The sequence below is a fragment of the Flavobacterium sp. genome (assembly GCF_965277525.1).
Lineage (GTDB): Bacteria > Bacteroidota > Bacteroidia > Flavobacteriales > Flavobacteriaceae > Flavobacterium.
Genome location: NZ_CBDIDC010000002.1, coordinates 59,641 through 80,252 on the forward strand (window position 1 = coordinate 59,641; position 20,612 = coordinate 80,252).

General features: G+C 34.2%; 14 protein-coding genes and 1 pseudogene. 10 read left to right on the top strand and 5 right to left on the bottom strand.

The window, feature by feature from the left end; translation table 11 throughout:
• Window positions 1–18: 18 nt before the first annotated feature.
• Window positions 19–1,083, bottom strand: coding sequence for an acyl-CoA reductase (locus ACQY44_RS02420; protein WP_428228835.1), 1,065 nt, complete (start codon window positions 1,081–1,083; stop codon window positions 19–21).
• A gap of 136 nt (window positions 1,084–1,219) precedes the next feature.
• Here ACQY44_RS02420 and ACQY44_RS02425 point away from each other — a divergent pair, with 136 nt between their 5' ends.
• Both ACQY44_RS02425 and ACQY44_RS02430 read left to right on the top strand, forming a co-directional pair.
• Window positions 1,220–1,573 carry a 4Fe-4S dicluster domain-containing protein gene (locus tag ACQY44_RS02425; RefSeq protein WP_065447848.1) on the top strand — a complete coding sequence of 118 codons (354 nt, stop codon included), beginning with the start codon at window positions 1,220–1,222 and terminating at the stop codon, window positions 1,571–1,573.
• 150 nt (window positions 1,574–1,723) lie between these two features.
• A complete protein-coding gene (locus tag ACQY44_RS02430; protein ID WP_428228836.1) occupies window positions 1,724–2,887 on the top strand; it encodes a hypothetical protein in 1,164 nt (387 codons plus the stop codon).
• A gap of 121 nt (window positions 2,888–3,008) precedes the next feature.
• Here ACQY44_RS02430 and ACQY44_RS02435 read toward each other — a convergent pair whose 3' ends face one another.
• The gene (locus ACQY44_RS02435) at window positions 3,009–5,675 is read right to left on the bottom strand and encodes a TonB-dependent receptor (protein WP_428228837.1); all 2,667 of its coding nucleotides are present in this window, start codon (window positions 5,673–5,675) and stop codon (window positions 3,009–3,011) included.
• 317 nt (window positions 5,676–5,992) lie between these two features.
• Between ACQY44_RS02435 and ychF the strand changes: the two genes are divergently transcribed.
• From ychF to ACQY44_RS02475, 8 genes are all read left to right on the top strand, one after another.
• Window positions 5,993–7,087, top strand: coding sequence for a redox-regulated ATPase YchF (gene ychF / locus ACQY44_RS02440; protein WP_074656996.1), 1,095 nt, complete (start codon window positions 5,993–5,995; stop codon window positions 7,085–7,087).
• Between the two features lie 448 nt (window positions 7,088–7,535).
• Window positions 7,536–8,456: a YihY/virulence factor BrkB family protein gene (locus ACQY44_RS02445; RefSeq protein ID WP_428228838.1), complete on the top strand. Its 921-nt coding sequence runs from the start codon at window positions 7,536–7,538 to the stop codon at window positions 8,454–8,456.
• A 12-nt stretch (window positions 8,457–8,468) separates the two neighbouring features.
• Complete coding sequence (locus ACQY44_RS02450; RefSeq protein ID WP_428228839.1) at window positions 8,469–8,993, top strand: NADPH-dependent FMN reductase; 525 nt, start codon at window positions 8,469–8,471, stop codon at window positions 8,991–8,993.
• A gap of 3 nt (window positions 8,994–8,996) precedes the next feature.
• The gene (locus tag ACQY44_RS02455; protein ID WP_428228840.1) at window positions 8,997–9,977 is read left to right on the top strand and encodes a transglutaminase domain-containing protein; all 981 of its coding nucleotides are present in this window, start codon (window positions 8,997–8,999) and stop codon (window positions 9,975–9,977) included.
• A gap of 119 nt (window positions 9,978–10,096) precedes the next feature.
• Window positions 10,097–11,272: a nicotinate phosphoribosyltransferase gene (gene pncB / locus ACQY44_RS02460; RefSeq protein ID WP_428228841.1), complete on the top strand. Its 1,176-nt coding sequence runs from the start codon at window positions 10,097–10,099 to the stop codon at window positions 11,270–11,272.
• A gap of 162 nt (window positions 11,273–11,434) precedes the next feature.
• A complete protein-coding gene (locus ACQY44_RS02465; protein WP_428228842.1) occupies window positions 11,435–13,306 on the top strand; it encodes a DNA topoisomerase IV subunit B in 1,872 nt (623 codons plus the stop codon).
• Window positions 13,307–13,324: 18 nt separating this feature from the next.
• A complete protein-coding gene (locus tag ACQY44_RS02470; protein WP_428228843.1) occupies window positions 13,325–14,392 on the top strand; it encodes a PDDEXK nuclease domain-containing protein in 1,068 nt (355 codons plus the stop codon).
• A gap of 27 nt (window positions 14,393–14,419) precedes the next feature.
• Window positions 14,420–17,140 carry a DNA gyrase/topoisomerase IV subunit A gene (locus tag ACQY44_RS02475; RefSeq protein ID WP_428228844.1) on the top strand — a complete coding sequence of 907 codons (2,721 nt, stop codon included), beginning with the start codon at window positions 14,420–14,422 and terminating at the stop codon, window positions 17,138–17,140.
• 63 nt (window positions 17,141–17,203) lie between these two features.
• On the opposite strand, the pseudogene ACQY44_RS02480 reads toward ACQY44_RS02475, so the two are convergent.
• The 3 genes and pseudogenes from ACQY44_RS02480 to ACQY44_RS02490 form a co-directional block, all read right to left on the bottom strand.
• Window positions 17,204–17,875, bottom strand: a pseudogene (locus ACQY44_RS02480) (AAA family ATPase); the annotation flags it as partial.
• Between the two features lie 114 nt (window positions 17,876–17,989).
• A complete protein-coding gene (locus ACQY44_RS02485; protein ID WP_428228845.1) occupies window positions 17,990–18,616 on the bottom strand; it encodes a 3'-5' exonuclease in 627 nt (208 codons plus the stop codon).
• A 2-nt stretch (window positions 18,617–18,618) separates the two neighbouring features.
• On the bottom strand, window positions 18,619–20,538 hold the full coding sequence (locus ACQY44_RS02490) for a DUF294 nucleotidyltransferase-like domain-containing protein (RefSeq protein WP_428228846.1): 1,920 nt from the start codon (window positions 20,536–20,538) through the stop codon (window positions 18,619–18,621).
• Between the last annotated feature and the right edge of the window lie 74 nt (window positions 20,539–20,612).

Below are 20,612 nucleotides of genomic sequence, written 5' to 3' on the forward strand. Positions count from 1 at the left end.
AAATAATTAAACATATTTTTACTTTGTTGTTAACAAAAACGTTATAGTATCTACGTTATCTGCATAATCCCACAATTGAGGATTTTGGGTTTGCCCAAACGGAATACTGTTTTTGATTAAATCATTGCTAACGATGCACTGAATTTGTTCAGCATCAGCTTCAAGACGCGTTTGTAAATCTTCGATATTTTCATAAAATTCATAAAAAACACTCGAAATAGGAGAGGCGTAGCTCGCATCTTCTTTTATAGTCAAAAATCCGTTATCCAGTAATTTAAAATTACTCATTAAAAAAACCGCTTTATTATAATCGTAATTATTAGCGTATTTCTCATAATGAATAACATCCTGATACTTAAAGATAGCCTCAAAAAAAGCAACAAAAGAATACTCTTTCGGCACAAAAAGCTTTGATACATTGCGGCATCCTAAGCCAAAATACCTGAAAATATCTTCGCCTAAAGCTTCTAATTCCTGATGTGTCTCTTTTCCGTTTAGAACCGCAACCGAATTTCTGTTTTTTCGAATGATTGAAGGTTTATCTTTAAAGTAATATTCAAAATACCGGGCGGTATTATTGCTTCCGGTGGCAATTACGGCATCAAAGTTTTCCAATTTGCCTTCTACAAAAGTGATTTTGTTTTTTAAACTTTCATCAGCATAGATTAAATACTTAGCCAGAAATGGCAATAAGTGCTGATCGTTTGAAGATGTTTTTATTATTGCTTTATTTCCTGTAATTAAAACCGATAAGAAATCGTGAAAACCAACTAATGGGATATTTCCGGCCAGAATTAAAGCTACGTTTTTCTCGGTTTTGTCATCCGGGAAAGAATAGTTAGAAAGCCATTTGTCAATGTTTTCTTCGGTTAGGGCGTCTGCCCAGGATTTTATTGCAAAATACACTTGTTCAGGAGTATACCAACCATTGTGTGATTGCGAAAGTTGTATTAATTTTATAAAATCATCAAAAAACAAATCATTGCCTAAAACTGACTGGTTTTGCGTATTATCTGTTTCAGAAAACTGATTTAAGAATTTGCCTAATTCAACAAAAACACTTTTTTTTGTTTCTAATGTCATATTGTTTGCTTATGAATTGTTTTGATTGTAATTTTGCACAAAAATAAGCTATATTATGTTATAAGGCAAAGTAGAATAAAATCTTTGAGATTTTAAACTCAAACCCTGTAACTTTTAACATGTAACTACGAACAAAATGGCAATAATTATAACTGATGAATGTATAAACTGTGGGGCTTGTGAACCAGAGTGCCCAAATACAGCAATTTACGAAGGAGCTGATGATTGGAGATATAAAGATGGAACCAGACTTTCTGGAAAAATAATTTTACCGGATGGAACTGAGGTTGATGCAGATGATGCTCAAACGCCAATTTCTGATGAAGTATATTATATTGTTCCGGGAAAATGTACTGAATGTAAAGGTTTTCATGATGAGCCTCAATGTGCTGCCGTATGTCCTGTTGATTGTTGTGTGCCAGACGACAACCACGTAGAAGATGAGGAAACCTTGTTAAACAGACAAGCGTTTTTACATGGTGATGAATAACACTATATGTATTTATACTTGTATATGAGTAAAAAAAACCTGAGCATTTGCTCAGGTTTTTTTTATAAAAGTAACTTTTTTTGTATTGTCTAGGTTTTTAATGATTTATTTGTAGTTTTATAGTGGTTAATTTTGTATTAACAATTATATATGAAGAGATTACTATTTTTACCTATTATATTTTTAAGTGCTGGTGTTTTTGCTCAAAATACAGAATATTCTATCATTGTAAAAGATATAGAGACACAATTGCCTATAGAAAACGCTATGGTGGTTATCTTAAAAACCAAGCAGGTTTTATTAAGCAATGAGGAGGGTAAGGTAACTTTTATATTAAATGGAGCGTCGAATGTTCAGGTATCTGAAATGAATTATGATAACCTCAACCTGCGTTGGACCACTTTGAAAGAAAATGGATTTGTCGTTTATCTAAAGGATAAGGACAATAAGTTAGATGAAATTGTTTTGTCTAAGGATAATCCGCAAAAAATCCTTCAAAAAGTAGTGGCAAATTCGATACAAAAATTAACGATGCCGTATCGTTTAAAAGTCTACGTTAGAGAGTTCTTTATGCTGGATAACAAATATTCGTATTATAATGACGGGCTTGTGAATTTTCAGTTTTCGGGACGTCAGAAAAATGTAATGACAACATTGTTAGTAGAGCAAAATCGATCTTACGGATTGTTAGAAGCAGATGTAAGTACTGATTTAAGAGGTTATAATCTGAATAATATTATGGAGAATTATTCAAATTTAAATTATTTTGAACGTGTTTTAGATTCAAAGGCAAAAAAAGAATATGATTTTCTTATAAAAGGACATCCTAATAATAAGGACTATTATGTGATGAAAATTACTCCTTTGGATAAATCTAAAAAAGACAATGATACTTTTGAAGTGATCTACGATCCGGAAAAAAAGATAATTATCGAATTTACCTGTGTTTTAACTCCCGGAAATACGGATAAAACCGAAGAAAAACCTGTGGTAGGTTCTAAGAAAATTACCAGATCTTTTATAAAAGTAAATTACAGAATAGATGGAGCTGACTATTATTTATTGAGTTCTAATGAAGAAATAGCTTATAATCTTACCTTAAAAGATCAGGTCAAGAATATTCAGGTCCGAAATCATTTTATCACGACGGCTTTCAATAAGCAAAAGTTTACCTATAGCGAAAGAGATGTTTTTAAAGAGAAAACGCTTTTTAATAAACAAAATAAAATTCTGACCAAATACTGGGACATTTCCGGATTTACAGCCACTGACGAAGAAAAAGCAATAATTAGCGGATTAGAATTTAAGCTTTAACTTTAAAATAAAACATAAAAAATCCTGAGTATTACACTCAGGATTTTTTATGTTTTATTTGATTCTAAACGAATTTAGTACCACGCTGTTTGAAAGCGGAAATCTTATGTTCAATTAATCATTAAAAATTAAATCCAACTCTTGCGTAATAATAAGCTCCGCTGAAACCCATTTGTACTGCGTCCCAATAGCCACCTGCTTCAGTATTGCCTTGCTCATCTTGCTTAGTTGGGTAAACATTGAATAAGTTATTGCTTCCAACACTTAGTTTTAGATTTTTAGTTATTTTGTATCCCAGCGTCAGATCAGTGATTAATCTTGGATTGTAAACATCATCTTCATCAGCATAATCGACTAAAACTACTTTGCTGAAACGGGTGAAAGCCAGACCGGCATCAAATTTATTTTTAGAATAGTTGAAGTTGAGTCCAAATTTATTATTTGGAGCAGAGGCGAGCAAAAATGCCTTTTCACGTTTTCCAAAGAAAGTATCCGCATCTAAAGCGCCATTTTTGACATTGTCAATCTTCATGTCATTGATATTGCCTACCAAAGTTATTCCCAGATGCCCAAAATCAAATGTTTTCTTCCAGGCAAAAACCAAATCTAAACCATGTGTGCTGGTATCTACACCATTAGCAAAAAACTGAGCTTCAGAAACACCAAGATTTAAAGCGCTTGCATCAAAATATCCGGTAAGGACAATACGATCTTTTACTTTAATATAATAGCCATCAACAGTTGCAGTGAAATCCCCAAAATTTGCTGTAAACCCCAAAGAAGCATTTACAGCTTTTTCTTCGTTTAATTTTTGAATTCCAAAAGCTCTTGTTACCGGGCTGTCATTAGGTGCTAACAAAACTTCTGTTGCGCCACTGGCATTAAAATTTGTAAAACGTAAATTGTAATAGATTTGAGCTAAAGACGGCGCGCGGAAACCGGTGCTTATTGAGCCTCTCATATTTATTTTATCTGTAAGTTTAAGTCTTGAAGCCAGTTTACCGTTTACAGTACTTCCAAAATCACTGTAATTTTCAAAACGAACCGCTCCGCTTACCATTAAAGCTTCTGTGATATCCAATTCGGCGTCGGTATATAGCGAAAAGTTAGTGCGACTCTTGTTCACTACGTTGGCCGGACTATATCCGGGGAAGCCCTGAGAACTTCCGGGTCTCGGAATCGTTGGCGAAGAAGTAGGGTCTGAAGGATCGTAATCAGGATTTGGAATCGTTGGAGGACTTTGAGTAGCAGGGTCTGTAATGGGTTTGCCGTTTGTGTCATACGTGGTATAAGAACCTTCTTCACCGGCAAAAATCTCGAATTTTTCTACTCTGAATTCTGTTCCAAAGGCAATATTTAAGCCTTTTAGAATTTCACCATAGTTTTTAGAAACATCAAAATTAGTAGTGTTTTGAAGTAAGCTATGCCCGCCGGCATCAAATTGTGTTGGGGATTTGTCTTCAAGAGAAGCATTTAATGTTCCTTTTATTTTGTAGTGAAATTTATTTTTTCCAAAAGTATTGCTTAGATCCATTTTCCAGCCACCGGAGGTTTCAGTTCTAATTCCTGCAGCGATCGAATTGTCATTGATTTTAGAAGTAATTCTTGGGGTATATCCACCAGGGTAAATAGATTCTACGACTCTTTCACCATCATTTCTGGTAAAAGCATAAGCATCGGTATCTCTAAAGTTGCTTCCGCCAAAGGCATAAAATTCTGTTTTATCAGCAATGGGAATGGCAAGATTTCCAAAGAAATTTAAACCTTTTATTTGGGCATCACCAAAACCTTTTCTAAAATCATAAGCAGGTCTGAGGGTTTTATCTTTATTGATAAACTCACCTGTAAAATTAGCGTACCCGCCTTTTGTTCCAAGGGCAATTCCGTAATTGGCAGCGACTTTTACTGATTGACCGTCTAAAGATTTGTCTTTTCCATAAGAGTTTCCATATCCTTTTTGATCTAATCTAAAACCTTTGGTATTGGGTGTTCCGGGTAAAAAATCTCCTTTCGCATCTGTGTTAAAAGCGCCGTAAGTTACAGCTCCGGTCAATTCATTTACATTGTCATTGGTTACAATATTAATAACCCCTGCAATGGCATCAGAACCATATTGGGCGGCGGCACCATCTCTTAAAATTTCGATTCTTTTAATAGACGCAGCCGGAATAGCATTCAAATCAGTTCCGGTATTTCCGCGTCCGCGCGTTCCGAATAAATTAATAAGTGACGATTGGTGCCTTCTTTTGCCATTGATCAAAACCAAAGTCTGATCAGGTCCTAAGCCTCTAAGTGATGCAGGATCTACGTGGTCAGCGCCGTCAGAACCAGATTGTTTGTTAGCATTAAAGGAAGGAGCTACATATTGTAGCAACTCATTAATTTCCAGCTTTCCACTTTGCGTGGTAACGTCTTTCACATTAATTACGTCAATAGGGACAGCTGAATTTACGACAGTTCTTTTTGAATTTCTGGAACCTACCACAACGACATCGTTTAAAATCTGACCACCGTTTTCGTCCAGAATAACTTCTATTTTGTCGCCTGTAGCCTTTTTTTCGATTGAAGAATATCCAATATAACTAAAGATTACTATTGCCCCATCTTGGACTTTTATGCGGTAACTACCTTCAAAATCAGTAGATGCGCCATTTGTAGTTCCTTTTTCCAGAACATTCACTCCGGGTAGAGGTGCGCCTGATTTGTCTCTGACAACTCCTGAAATTTCTTTTTGGGCAAAAAGAAACAGTGTATTTAATAGAAATAAAAATAATGCAATCTTTTTCATTTTTCTGTGAGTTTGGTTTGTTATTTTGTTTTGATCGTTGATAAAATTAATGTTTTTTAACAAAAGCTTAATGAAAAGTTTTATTATTTTACAGAATTTACTTTAAAAAACATTAATCGTCATTTTTACTTCACTTACCAGCTATTAAATCTTATATTTGCAAAATTTTAAAGCCAAAAAATATCATTTTGGCAGAAACAAAAAATCAATACATAAATTATATATCATTAAGTAACGATCTATATATTAAGGTAAAAGCATTAATGATAAAGACCTGATAGAATCAGGATCTAATAAAAAATAAACAGAAACAACAGATGAAAGCAGGAATTGTAGGATTACCAAATGTTGGAAAATCAACATTATTTAATTGTTTATCTAATGCAAAAGCGCAAAGTGCAAACTTTCCGTTTTGTACAATCGAACCTAATATTGGTGTTGTAAACGTTCCGGATCCAAGAATCAACAAATTAGAAGAGTTGGTGAAACCAGAGCGCGTGCAAATGGCAACCGTTGATATTGTTGATATTGCAGGTTTGGTAAAAGGAGCAAGTAAAGGGGAAGGTCTGGGAAACCAATTTTTAGGAAACATTAGAGAATGTAATGCTATTATTCACGTTTTGCGTTGTTTTGATAACGATAATATCGTTCACGTTGACGGAAATGTAAACCCAATTCGTGACAAAGAAACGATAGATATCGAGCTACAGTTAAAAGACTTAGAAACTGTTGAAAAACGTCTGGAAAAAGTAAATCGTGCCGCTAAAACCGGAAATAAGGAAGCACAAACTGAAAAAGCACTTTTAGACAGAATAAGAGAGTCACTATTGCAGGCGAAATCAGCTCGTACTATTATCCCTCAGGGGAATGATGAAGAAGTTTTAATGGAATCTTTTCAGTTGATTACTGCAAAACCAGTTTTATATGTTTGTAATGTCGATGAGAACTCAGCAGTAAACGGAAACAAATATGTAGATCAGGTTCGTGAATTGGTAAAAGACGAAGATGCCGAAGTGATTATTCTTTCAGTAGGAGCAGAGGCAGATATTACAGAGTTGGAAAGCTACGAAGAGCGTCAGGTTTTTCTTGAAGATATGGGATTAACTGAGCCTGGAGCATCTGTTTTAATTCGTGCAGCTTACAAATTGTTAAAACAACAAACGTATTTTACAGCAGGAGTAAAAGAAGTTCGTGCCTGGACCATCAACATTGGTTCTACAGCGCCACAAGCAGCCGGAGTGATTCACACTGATTTCGAAAAAGGATTCATTCGTGCAGAAGTAATTTCATACGAAGATTACGTTCAATACGGATCTGAAGCAAAAGCAAAAGAAGCAGGAAAATTCAAAGTTGAAGGAAAAGAATATATTGTAAAAGATGGAGATGTAATGCATTTCCGTTTTAACGTGTAATTTTTCTGGAGATAATAGAATAAAAGAATAAAGAATAAAGAATAAAGAATAAAGAATAAAGAATAAAGAATAAAGAGAATAGATTAAACTGCTGGAGAGATTCAGCAGTTTTTTTATGTTTAAAAACTATTACTGTCTGGCTAAGGGGAGTCGAAGTTCTTCAATGTATGGCAAGTCTTTGGCGTCGTTCAGGATGATAATAGTTTTCAAAAATAAATCTGTGTTATCTGCGAAATCTGCGCGAAAAATAAAAAAAATAAAGTATAAAAAAATCCGTCCTAATCTGCGTCTTCGCTTTAGCGACTCCGTGTCATCCGCGTGCCATTTTTAGAACTTAGTTTTTTTTAATCATGAACATGGAAAAAATATAAAATTCCTCTAAAATACAAGAATTCAAAATTTTCAATAAATCCTTAAATTTGAGAGAATATCTAAAAAACCGAATATCGTGAAAGTAAAAAATATATTCTCCAAGTCATGGTTTCTGCTTAAGAATACCTTTTTAGAATTTAATGACGATAATGCTATTAAATTGAGTGCTGCATTATCTTATTATACCATTTTTGCATTACCACCTTTGTTAATTATCATTATTACCGTATGCGGATTTTTCTTTGGTGAAGATGCTGTTACAGGTCAGCTTTACGGGCAAATCAATGGTTTGGTTGGTAATGGTGCCGCAATTCAGATTCAGGAAGCGATAAAAAACGTACAGTTATCCGGTGAGAATGTTTTTGCTACTATATTTGGAATTGCAATGTTATTAATTGGGGCATCCGGGGTTTTTGCAGAAATACAGAGTTCTATAAATTTTATTTGGGGCTTACGGGCAAAACCCGATAAAGGAATTAAGAAATTCATTCAAAATCGATTGATGTCATTTTCAATGATTGCTTCGGTTGGTTTTCTAATGCTGGTAAGTCTTTTTATAAGTACTACATTGGATTTAATGAGTGCACGTTTAAAAGTATATTTTCCTGAAAGTACAGTGTATTTATTTTATATCGTGAATATCGTCATCGTACTCGCAAGTATTACACTTCTTTTTGCAATTATTTTCAGAACATTGCCTGATGGGAAAATAAGATGGAAAGATGCTTTTATAGGTTCAGGAGTTACCGCTGTACTTTTTATGATAGGTAAATTTGCTATTGGTTTTTATTTAGGAAGCTCAACAGTTGCCTCAGTATACGGTGCGGCAGGTTCTGTAATAATTATTCTGGTTTGGGTGTATTATTCGGCAATTATTCTTTATTTTGGAGCAGAATTTACCAAAGTGTATGCAAAGTCTTACGGAGGTAAAATTTACCCGAATGAATACTCGGTAGAAATTCAAAAAGAGATTTTTGAAATCGAAAAACCGGTATAAAAAGAACAATTTATGAAAATTATAGCCTTTGGAGGAAGTAACAGTCAGCATTCTATCAACAAACATTTTGCAACTTACGCTGCAAGTTTATTTGAAAATGCCGAAGTTGAAGTTTTAGATTTGAATGATTTTGCTATGCCCTTATTTAGCGTTGATCTTGAAAAAGAAATTGGTCAGCATGAAATTGCAAAAGCATTTCTGGCAAAAATTGAAACAGCAGATCTTCTTGTTGTTTCTTTGGCAGAGAACAACGGTAATTATTCGGCTGCTTTTAAAAATCTTTTTGATTGGAGTTCCCGAATTGTCAAAGATGTTTTTCAGCAAAAAACAATGTTATTACTGGCAACTTCACCGGGGCCAAGAGGAGGAGCATCAGTGTTGGAAATAGCAAATAATGCTTTACCAAGATATGGTGCACAAATTAAAGCTACTTTTTCGTTACCCACTTTTAATGCTAATTTTGATTTAGAACAAAATAAAATATCAAACGCGGAGTTAGATAAAGAATTAAAAGACATTATTAAGTCTAGTTTTTAATCGATGAGCATAAAAAAGATTACCCTTATATTTCTTTTCCTGAATTTTATCTTTTTGCATTCTTCTTACTCACAAAAGTATAGTGATGTGGATAAAATAGTGGCAAAATACCCTGAACATTTTAGTACTACCGAAGATTTGGCAGAAAAAATTCAAAAAGATTTTACTTCAGAACAGGATAAAGCAAGAGCTATTTTCAGCTGGATTGCCTTTAACATAAAATACGATTATGCTTCTTATTTAAACCCGCAACGAGCACAAGGTTTTAGTTATTCTACGGAGGCTGAAAAACAAAGAAAGATTAAGCAGCTGAATGATAAGTTAATTCAGAAGACCTTTAATTCTGAAAAGGCAGTCTGTGAAGGTTTTACTGCTTTGTATCAGCATTTAGCCGGATTGGTGGGATTAAAATCTGAAATAATTCGTGGAGATTCAAAAATACGATTGGCCGATATAGGTAGAAAAACGACTTCTTCAAATCATGCGTGGAATATTGTTTTGATAAATAAAAAATGGATATTGGTTGATGTTACCTGGGGTCAGGGATATTATGACAGTAGTAAAGGAAGAATGGTCAATGATTTTGCACCTATTTATTTTGATACAGATCCTGATTATTTTTTTGCAAAGCATTTTCCTGATTCAGGTTCTTATTTAGGAAATAAATTGAATAAAGAAGAATTTCTGAACGGACCTTTAATTTATAATAAAACAATTGAAGGCGATTATAAAATTAAATCACCGGACTCTGGAATAATTGAAGCGAAATATGGTGATAAAATAAGGATTGAAATCAAAAATGTTTCGAAGACTGATGTTCTTTTTTATTTAAATAAAAGAAATCAACCTGTTCAAATTAAGAATTTTAAAGAAAAACGTGGCAGTTTAGAGTTTCAAATAGCTTATGATAAAACTATAGGCGATTATATTACTATTTATCTGGATACGTTTAGTATCGTTTCTTTTAAAATAATTCGAAAATAAGCAGGATTGAGATGTTTGTTTAAAGAATTTTCTTCTTCTGTTGAATTGCCGTATCTTAGCAATACAGAGATGAATTTAATGATAACAGTCTATTGAACTGTTAAAATGCAATAAAGGCCATGGAAACAACTTTCCTGAAATCAATTTTTGATAATGATTTCTATAAATTTACAATGCAACATGCTGTAATAAAACTTTTTCCGAAGGCAAAAGTGCGTTACGGTTTTATAAACAGGGGCAAACATATTTTTCCTCCCGGATTTGCTGATGTACTTCGACGTGCCGTTGATGCCATGGCTGATTTACGATTGACAAAAAGCGAAAAGCATTATCTGGCTAAGTTTTGTCCGTATCTGGATCCTACCTATTTAGATTTTTTACAAGGCTATACTTTTGATCCTTCAGAAGTTCAGATCACTCAGGATGGTTCAGACATAAAAGTTACGATTGAAGGCTTTTGGTACCGTACTATTTTATGGGAAGTTCCTTTGATGGCTTTAATTTCGGAGCTTTTTTATAAATCAAATCATCTTATTCGCCTGAATGATGATGCTATAAAAAAATTGACAAAAGACAAAATTGATAATTATAATACATTAGGCGTTTCAATTTTAGAGTTTGGTACAAGACGCCGTCATTCTTATGATGTACATGTTTTAATTAACGAAACGCTACAGGCTTTTGGTTCACAAAGTTTTATAGGGACCAGTAATGTACACTTTGCAATGGTCAATAATATCCGGCCTTTAGGCACACACGCACACGAATGGTTTATGTTTCATGCGGCTCAATATGGTTTTAAAATGGCGAATTTGATTAGTCTTGAACACTGGACGCAAGTGTACGGAGGAGATCTCGGAATTGCCTTAACAGATACCTACACTACAGATGTTTTTTTCGGGCAATTTGACAAAAAATACTCCAAACTTTTTGATGGAGTTCGTCATGATAGTGGCGATCCGATAGAATTTGCACAAAAAGTAATTTTGCATTACACCAAAATGGGAATTGATCCAAAATCGAAAGTGATTGTTTTTTCGGATTCGTTACATTATGATAAAGTAAAAAGCATTACTGATTTTTGTAAAGATAAAATCAAAATGTCATTTGGTATCGGAACCAATTTTACTAATGATGTAGGTTTGCCCCCAATGAATATGGTTATAAAACTGACAGAAGTCAAATTGGATAACACGCATTGGCAGGGCGTTGTGAAACTTTCTGATGAAAAGAACAAAAATACCGGAACGCCCGAAATGATTGCTTTGGCGAAACAAGTACTGGGAATTAAATAGTGTTTTTTTGCTGAAAAGCTGATTTTTTATATTTTTACTGCCCGTATTATTTTAAAATCAATTTAAATAGAATTCAAAGCTGTTATTAATCATAACAAAAAAAGAATACGCTTTCATTTTTTGACTATAAATGGTACATTAGCAAAAAATCCAATTCACTTTATGCTAGAGCAAAATCAATATACCGAAGATAATATTCGATCACTCGATTGGAAAGAACATATCCGTATGCGTCCCGGAATGTATATCGGAAAATTGGGAGATGGATCTTCTCCGGATGATGGTATTTATATTCTTCTAAAAGAGGTTTTAGACAACTGTATCGATGAGTTCGTTATGGGCTCAGGAAAAACTATTGAAGTGACTATCAGGGACAAAACGGTTTCGGTTCGTGATTATGGCCGTGGAATTCCGTTAGGAAAAGTAGTCGATGTAGTTTCGAAAATGAATACCGGAGGAAAGTACGATTCTAAAGCTTTCCAGAAATCAGTAGGTTTAAATGGTGTCGGAACAAAAGCAGTAAATGCTTTGTCCAATTATTTCCGTGTAGAATCAGTTCGTGATGATAAACAAAAAGGAGCTGAGTTTTCTGCAGGAAATTTAGTTTTAGAAGAAGATATTATAGATACAACCAAGCGAAAAGGAACAAAAGTAACCTTTACGCCGGATGAAACGATCTTTAAAAATTACAAATTCCGTATGGAATATGTCATTAAAATGGTGAAGAACTATTGTTACTTAAACAATGGTTTGACAATTATTTTCAATGGCGAAAAATACATTTCTGAAAATGGTCTTAGAGATTTATTAGAAGAAACAATTAGTGCAGAAGATCTTGAATATCCAATTATTCACCTGAAAGATCACGATATTGAGATTGCTTTAACACACAGTAAAACACAATATAGCGAAGAATATCACTCTTTTGTCAACGGACAAAATACAACACAGGGAGGAACGCATTTAGCGGCTTACAGAGAAGCAATAGTAAAAACCATTCGTGAGTTTTACAATAAAAACTTTGAAGCATCTGATGTTCGTAAATCAATTGTGAGTGCGATTAGCATCAAGGTGATGGAACCTGTCTTTGAGTCTCAGACCAAAACCAAATTAGGTTCGACAGATATGGGGTCTGATGACGGAACTCCGCCAGTATCAGTTCGTACTTTTGTAAACGATTTTGTGAAGAACAAATTAGACAATTATTTACATAAAAACCCTCCAACTGCAGAAGCTTTATTGCGTAAAATTTTGCAGGCTGAAAGAGAACGTAAAGAGTTATCCGGAATTAGAAAACTGGCTACAGATCGTGCGAAGAAAGCCAATCTTCACAATAAAAAACTAAGAGACTGCCGTGCGCATCTTCCGGATACTAAAAACCCGAGAAACCTAGAAAGTACGCTTTTCATTACCGAGGGAGATTCGGCTTCCGGATCTATTACAAAGTCACGTGACGTAAATACGCAGGCGGTTTTTAGTTTACGTGGTAAGCCTTTGAACTCCTACGGAATGACTAAGAAAATTGTATATGAAAACGAAGAATTCAATTTATTGCAAGCGGCGCTGGATATCGAAGACGGACTGGAAAAATTGCGTTACAACAACATCGTAATCGCCACCGATGCCGATGTCGATGGTATGCACATTCGTTTGTTGTTAATTACATTTTTCTTGCAGTTTTTCCCGGAATTAATAAAAGAAGGACATTTGTACATTTTGCAAACACCACTTTTCAGGGTTCGAAACAAGAAAGAAACCATCTATTGTTATTCAGACGAAGAAAGAAAAGATGCGATCGAAAAATTAAAACCAAAACCGGAAATCACCCGATTTAAAGGTTTGGGAGAGATTTCGCCAGATGAGTTCAAAAACTTCATTGGAGAAACCATTCGCCTTGACCCAATTATGATGGACAAAAACACCTCGATTGAGCAATTATTGTCTTTCTATATGGGAAAAAATACTCCGGACAGACAAGAATTTATCATCAAGAATTTGAAGGTGGAGTTGGATGCGGTTGAGGCTGAGGTTTAGAAGTTAAATAAAAATATAGTGTCAGACGGTCTTCAAAATAAAATCATTTTTCAGCAAGTTGCCGAGTTATTGCAAAATGCCCGACAACAGGTTTTACGTACCGTAAATTCAACAATGACAATTACTTATTTTGAAATAGGAAGAATCATTATTGAAGAAGAACAAAATGGAAAAGATAGGGCTGAGTATGGAAAACAACTATTAAAAGATCTTTCAAAGCAATTGACGAAAGAATTTGGGAGAGGCTTTTCTATTGATAATTTAGAAAATATGAGGAAGCTCTTTTTGACTTTCTCAAAATCCGAGACACTGTCTCGGATTTTGCAAATTCAAAAAAACCAGTCAGTGACTGAGGAATTCAATAAAGTAGATTATCAAACATTGGCTTCTTTTTTTAAATTGACTTTTAGCCATTATATTTTTTTAATGCGAATTGAAGATGAAAAAGAAAGGCGGTTTTACAAAATTGAATCTGAAAAACACAATTGGAGTGTACGGGAATTAAAACGTCAATATGATACTGCGCTTTATACAAGATTAGCTTTAAGCAGAGATAAAGAAGGAATTTTAAAACTCTCTGAAAAAGGTCAGATTATCGAAAAACCGAAAGATCTTATTAAAGATCCTTATATTCTTGAATTTTTAGGATTGCCAGAATTGCACCAATATTCTGAATCTCAATTAGAACAAGAAATCATTAATAAATTAGAGCATTTTTTACTAGAATTAGGTCATGGTTTTACTTTTGTAGCGAGACAGGAAAGAATTAGCTTTGATGATAAACATTTTAGGATTGATCTGGTTTTTTATAATAGAATTTTAAGATGTTTTGTGCTTATTGATTTAAAAATAGGCGAATTAAAACATCAGGATTTAGGTCAGATGCAAATGTATGTCAATTACTATGACAGAGAAATGCGACTGGAAGATGAAAATAAAACTATCGGAATTGTACTTTGCCAAAATAAAAGTGAATCTGTAGTAAAATATACTTTACCAGAAAATAATGAGCAAATTTTTGCTAGTAAATATAAGACCGTTTTACCAAGCGTTGAAGTTTTAAAACAACTCATCGAAAACAACTAATAAAATTATAATTTCGAATATAATTAAATGAAAGACGAAGAAGACGATAACATAATTCCAAACGACGACGAGAATAATGCTGAAGAAAACCATCTTGATGAAAATCAGGAAGGAGACGATGGTGAAGTTGTCAGCGTAGACGCTAAGAATTTTGAAGGACAGCATTTTTACGAAAATCAGGAAGAAGAAGGAGAAGACGTTATTACCAAAGTAACGGGCATGTACAAAGACTGGTTTCTGGATTATGCTTCATACGTAATTCTGGAACGTGCAGTTCCGGCAATTGAAGACGGTTTTAAACCGGTTCAGCGTCGTATCATGCACTCTTTGAAAGAACTGGATGATGGTCGTTATAATAAAGTTGCCAATGTTGTAGGTCACACCATGCAGTATCACCCACACGGAGATGCGAGTATTGGTGATGCCATGGTACAAATTGGTCAGAAAGATTTATTGATTGACTGCCAGGGAAACTGGGGAAATATCTTAACAGGCGATGGAGCGGCAGCTTCCCGTTATATCGAGGCACGTTTATCTAAATTTGCTTTGGAGGTTTTGTATTCGCCAAAAATTACCGATTGGGGCGTTTCATACGATGGTCGTCGTGCAGAACCCAACAATCTTCCGGTAAAGTTTCCGTTGCTTTTGGCACAAGGAGCAGAAGGAATTGCGGTTGGTCTTTCGACTAAAGTTCTGCCTCATAACTTCAATGAATTAATTGATGCTTCGATCAAAATTTTAAAAGGAAAAGCGTTTACATTATATCCTGATTTCATGACACAGGGTATTGCCGATGTGTCCAATTATCATGACGGACTTCGTGGCGGACGTGTACGTGTGCGTGCAAAAATTGCACAACTAGACAAGAATACATTGGTGATTACACAAATTCCGTTTTCGACCAATACCACGACTTTGATTGATAGTATCTTGAAAGCCAATGATAAGGGTAAAATCAAAATCAAAAAAATCGAAGACAATACAGCGGCTGATGTTGAGATTTTGATTCATCTTTTCCCTGGTGTTTCTCCGGACAAAACTATTGATGCTTTGTTTGCTTTTACCGCTTGTGAAACGTCTGTAGCGCCATTAGGATGTGTTATTGAAGATAATAAACCGTTGTTTATCGGGGTTTCTGAAATGTTGAAAATTTCGACCCACAGAACCGTTGATTTATTGCGTCAGGAACTAGAAATTCAATTAGAGGAATTAAAAAATAAATGGCATTTTTCTACTTTAGAAAAAATCTTCATTCGTGAAGAAATGTACATTGATTTCAAATTGTATTCAGATAGAGAGTCACTTTATAAATACTTGTATGATCGATTTGAGCCTTTCAAAAAATCATTCGTTAGGGAAATTGTTGATGAAGATTTACAAAGACTGACTCAGATTCCGATGATTCGTATTACTCGTTTTGACTCTGATAAAGCAGATGATTTTATCTCTAAGTTAGAAGACGAGATGAAAGAGGTAGAGCATCATTTAGCAAATCTGACTGATTTTGCCATTGCTTACTTTACGAAATTAAAAGAGAAATACGGAAAAGGTCGCGAACGTCAGACAGAACTTCGTGTTTTTGATAATGTTGAGGCTACAAAAGTAGTTTTACGTAACACAAAACTGTACGTAAATCGAGAAGAAGGTTTTGTTGGTACCAGCTTGAAAAAAGACGAATATCTTACGGATTGTTCTGATATTGATGATGTAATTGTGTTTTTACGTGACGGAAAAATGCTCGTAACAAAAGTAGATGCCAAAACGTTTGTGGGTAAAGATATTATACATGTCGCTATTTTCGATAAGAGCGATAAACGTACGATTTACAATATGATGTATCGTGACGGAAAATCAGGTCCATCATATATTAAACGTTTCAACGTTTCTGGTGTAACACGTGATAAGCCTTATGATTTAACCAATGAAACGAATGGTTCTCAGGTTGTTTATTTTTCACATAATCCAAATGGAGAAGCTGAGGTAATTACGATTTTATTACGCCAGGTAGGAACAATCAAAAAATTGAAATTTGATATTGATTTTGCCAAATTAGCGATTAAAGGTCGTGCTTCAAAAGGAAATTTGGTTACCAAATATCCAATCAAGAAAATCGAATTAAAAGAGAAAGGAATTTCGACTTTGCTACCAAGAAAAGTTTGGTTTGATGATACAGTAAAACGCCTAAATGTGGATGCAAGAGGAGAATTATTAGGTGAGTTTAAACCAAGTGATAAAATCTTAATCATCAACCAAAGTGGTAAATTGAAAGTAATTATTCCGGAATTATCCACTCATTTTGAGGAAGATATGATTGTCCTGGAGAAATTTAATCCTAAAAAACCAATCTCTGCGATTTATTATGATGGAGAAAAAGAGCGTTATTATCTGAAACGTTTCCTTGTAGAAAATGAAGGAAAAGAAGAAAGTTTTATTACGGACCATCCAAATTCACAATTAGAAATTGTATCAACAGATTATCGTCCGGTGGCACAATTGATTTTTGCAAAAGTAAAAGGAGTCCAAAAAGAAGATTTACATATCGATGTCGAAGACTTTATCGCTGTAAAAGGCTTTAAAGCATTAGGAAACCAATTGACAACTGATAAATTAAAACAAGTTAATTTACTAGACCCGTTACCTTATGAGGAACCCGTTGAAGAAGTTCCTGAAAAACCGGAAATAGACGAAGATGACCCGGTTGAAACAGAATTAGACGACGACGGCCAGATAGGTTTGGTTTTAGATTAATATAAAAATGAAAAACGCTAAGATTGATTTCTTAGCGTTTTTTTATAATAGGTTGTTTTAATTCTATTTCTCCAAAACATTTACCATTTCTTCTTTAATCCATTTTACTTCATCATTTTCAATAATAACAGTCATGGTATCACCGTCTTTTACTTCTCCTGAGATTATTTTTTTAGCCAAAGGTCGTCGCAAATGACTTCTGATAATACTTTTTATAGGTCTTGCTCCGTATTTGGCATTATAGCCATTTTCAGCAAGATAAAGTTTCGCTTCCATCGGAATTTCGACTTTGATATTAATATTCTTTAGTAAATCCATAAACTCTTTTTTAAGATGGATTTCGAATATTTTTAAGGCATTTTCTTTACTGATAGGAGCAAAAGGTACTATTTCAGTTAAACGACCTAGAAATTCAGGCCTAAAGTAATTCCCCATAATCTCCATTAAAGAAGTTGAAGTTGGAATTTTACCGCTATTGAATGTTTTAACAATATGATCTGCACCAATATTCGAAGTAAATAAGATAATCGCATTCGAGAAATCACCTTCTTTTCCTAATCGGTCGTGCAATTTTCCTTCATCCATAATTTGAAGAAAAACATCATATACAGAGCTATGGGCTTTTTCGATTTCATCAAATAAAACAATAGAGTAGGGCTTTTGCCTAATTTTATTCACCAATAATCCACCTTCTTCGTAACCAACATATCCCGGAGGTGCACCATAGAATGGGGCTATTTATGTGAGAGCTTCATGAAACATTTAAAAAACAGATCATCGAATGTATTTCCGTACCGACTTTTTATAGAAGATTAATTTGTGCTAAAAGCCTGATTTAAAATCAGGCTTTTATTTAAACAACGAATTAAGATTAACGTGTTTCTTTTCTTTTAGTTTCTTTACAATTTTCAAAAAGGCTATTGCAGTGATGTACGCATCACCCAAAGCAGTATGGCGGTCTTTTTTAGAAATATCAAATTTGTCGGCAAGATCATCTAAGGTGTAATGATCTTTTCGCTCAAACAAATGCGATTGTATTAAAGTCTTTTTATATAGATGAGCCGTGTCTAAAGTTTTATTGGTTAATAGAGGTAAGCCATTTCTTTCTAATGCCCTATTGATCATCGTAACATCAAAAACAGTATGATGTGCGATAATAATCGAATCGCCCAAAAAAGCTAAAAATTGTTCTAAAGCTTCTTGCTCACTTGGGCGTTGAATAACGAAAGCTTTTAAAATACCGTGAATCTGAGCCGTCGATTTGTCGTAATGATCCTGTTCAATATAAATTTCAAAACTGTCCTGAATTGATATAATACCATTTTGAAGAACAAGGGCACCAATGCATAATATCCGGTCGTTATCGTAATCAAAACCGGTTGTTTCGGTATCCAGAACTACGAAACGGGTTGCTTCAATAGTGATATTTTCATCAAAGAAATTGTCTTCTTTTTTCCAAAAATTCAATAAACTCATAGTTACACCAGATTTGAAATATTAAAACGTACCGAAATGAGTTCCTGAAGCTCTTTGATGGTTTTAAAAGTTCTTTTTAACTTGATTTTTTCCATTTTAGATAAAGATTCCAATGCAATAAACTGACCGGAATCATGATGTAAAAGCCCTTGTTTGGTTCTGAATTTCAATAAGGCTTTAAAAGAGTAAGAACATGACAAATACAATTCCATATTGTTAGGTTCCAGCTCAGCCAGTTTTTCAAAACGTTCTGCCGTATTACTTATGCCTTTTACAGAATGCGATAATATCAAAACACGTGCAGCATCTGTTAATGGCATTAAAGCGCGTCTTTTAATATCAAAATGATCTTTATTTGCTCCGTCCTGTTCGACCAAAAATTGCCTGAAAAAGCCTGTTGGAGATGGACTTTGCAGAGCACCGCTAACCAAATGAACATAAAAAACAGGGTTTGCTTTCACATTTTCAAAAATAAAATCAGAAAGTTCATTTGTGATTCCGGCGTCGCCATAGGTTAAACTATAATCGAAGAAAATAAAGGATAATAAAACCTCATTTTTACCCGGATTCGTGATCCAGTGATGTACCTGATTTTTCCATTCGCCAAGACTCATGCACCATTTTGGGTTCGACGCCATCATTTCGGCGGGACAATAATCGTAGCCAATTTCAAAAAGACCTTTATTAACAAGAGCAGCAAATTTTAAGAAATATACTTTTGTTTCGTCTTTAAAAACTTCGGACACATTTTCATAAACAATAGCATTATCCTGATCCGTATGCAGCATTTGCTCGCCTCTTCCCTGGCTTCCAAGTGCAAGCCATGCAAATTTTACCGGAGGCGGACTGCTCATTTTTTCTAAACAAATTTCAATAACACGAGTTGTGCAGGCTTCATTTAATTCTGTTATAATTTTTGAAATCAAAGTCATTGGAATATTTTGATCCAGATAACCCTGAAGCAGTTCCATAATACTGTTTCGGATCGGTTTTATTTCCTTTGTTTTTTTTGCCCTTTTTAAAGCTTTTATTAAAACAGCGGGATTGTTTCCTAACGCCACCATTACATCGTGTTTTGATAAAATGCCGACAGCTTTAGTATTTGTAGTTCCGTCTTTTGTGAGACACAGATGACTAATGTTGCTTTTCATCATTGCCATTTGTGCTTCTGTAACCGTCATTTTTTTAGGATAGGTAATTACAGGTTGTGTCATGATGCTTTCTGCCGTTGTCATGATCGAATAATCTCCTGTAACAATTTTATTGCGAAGATCTTTGTCTGTTAAAATACCAATTGGAAGCATTTCATCAACAATTAATATTGCCCCGACTTTTTTCTCATTCATAATTTTGGCAATATCCCGAGCGGTTGTTGAGGGGCTACAGGTCACAATTTTTTTTGAATATTTAATAGGAGCCAGGTCAAAAGAATGTTTGCTGGATTGAAGATTTCCATGCAATAAATCATCGCCATATAATTTATCTTTATGAATATCTGAATATGGATTTCGGGTATTAGAGGCATAACTTTCGATCAAAAAATTACCAACAGTTCTATTCTCCAGTGCATAAGGTTTAAAAACAGCAATCGGAATTGCATATAAAATTGTTTCTTCGTAGGCTACAGCTTCCATAATATAATTTTCCTGAGCCAGAAGCGGACGCAATCCAAAAATATCGCCTTCATCACACATATCCAAAACAGTATTTTTTGGACTTTTTTTAAGCGCAACAGCACCTTTATGTACCACATAAAAAGAATCATGAGTTTTCTCGTTTTCAGCAAAGATTACTGAATCTTTATCCTTGTAAACGATAGAAATTTGTTCTGATAGTTTTTCTAAATCCTTCTGGTGCAAAAAGCTAAAAGGAGGGAAGTTCTTTAAAAAATCAGCAACTCTTTGCGAAATAGTATTTTTCATGCGTAAGATTTAGGTTCTAATGTAAGACTTAAAATAGAAATGTAAAAGAAACACCTTTAAACTTTTTTGATTTT

Coding starts and splice junctions, on each gene's coding strand:
- ACQY44_RS02425 (WP_065447848.1), top strand. CDS start 1,220: ATGGCAATAATTATAACTGATGAATGTATAAACTGTGGGGCTTGTGAA.
- ACQY44_RS02490 (WP_428228846.1), bottom strand. CDS start 20,538: ATGAAAAATACTATTTCGCAAAGAGTTGCTGATTTTTTAAAGAACTTC.
- ACQY44_RS02450 (WP_428228839.1), top strand. CDS start 8,469: ATGAAAATTATAGCCTTTGGAGGAAGTAACAGTCAGCATTCTATCAAC.
- ACQY44_RS02485 (WP_428228845.1), bottom strand. CDS start 18,616: ATGAGTTTATTGAATTTTTGGAAAAAAGAAGACAATTTCTTTGATGAA.
- ACQY44_RS02475 (WP_428228844.1), top strand. CDS start 14,420: ATGAAAGACGAAGAAGACGATAACATAATTCCAAACGACGACGAGAAT.
- ychF (WP_074656996.1), top strand. CDS start 5,993: ATGAAAGCAGGAATTGTAGGATTACCAAATGTTGGAAAATCAACATTA.
- ACQY44_RS02435 (WP_428228837.1), bottom strand. CDS start 5,675: ATGAAAAAGATTGCATTATTTTTATTTCTATTAAATACACTGTTTCTT.
- ACQY44_RS02455 (WP_428228840.1), top strand. CDS start 8,997: ATGAGCATAAAAAAGATTACCCTTATATTTCTTTTCCTGAATTTTATC.
- ACQY44_RS02420 (WP_428228835.1), bottom strand. CDS start 1,083: ATGACATTAGAAACAAAAAAAAGTGTTTTTGTTGAATTAGGCAAATTC.
- ACQY44_RS02430 (WP_428228836.1), top strand. CDS start 1,724: ATGAAGAGATTACTATTTTTACCTATTATATTTTTAAGTGCTGGTGTT.
- ACQY44_RS02465 (WP_428228842.1), top strand. CDS start 11,435: ATGCTAGAGCAAAATCAATATACCGAAGATAATATTCGATCACTCGAT.
- pncB (WP_428228841.1), top strand. CDS start 10,097: ATGGAAACAACTTTCCTGAAATCAATTTTTGATAATGATTTCTATAAA.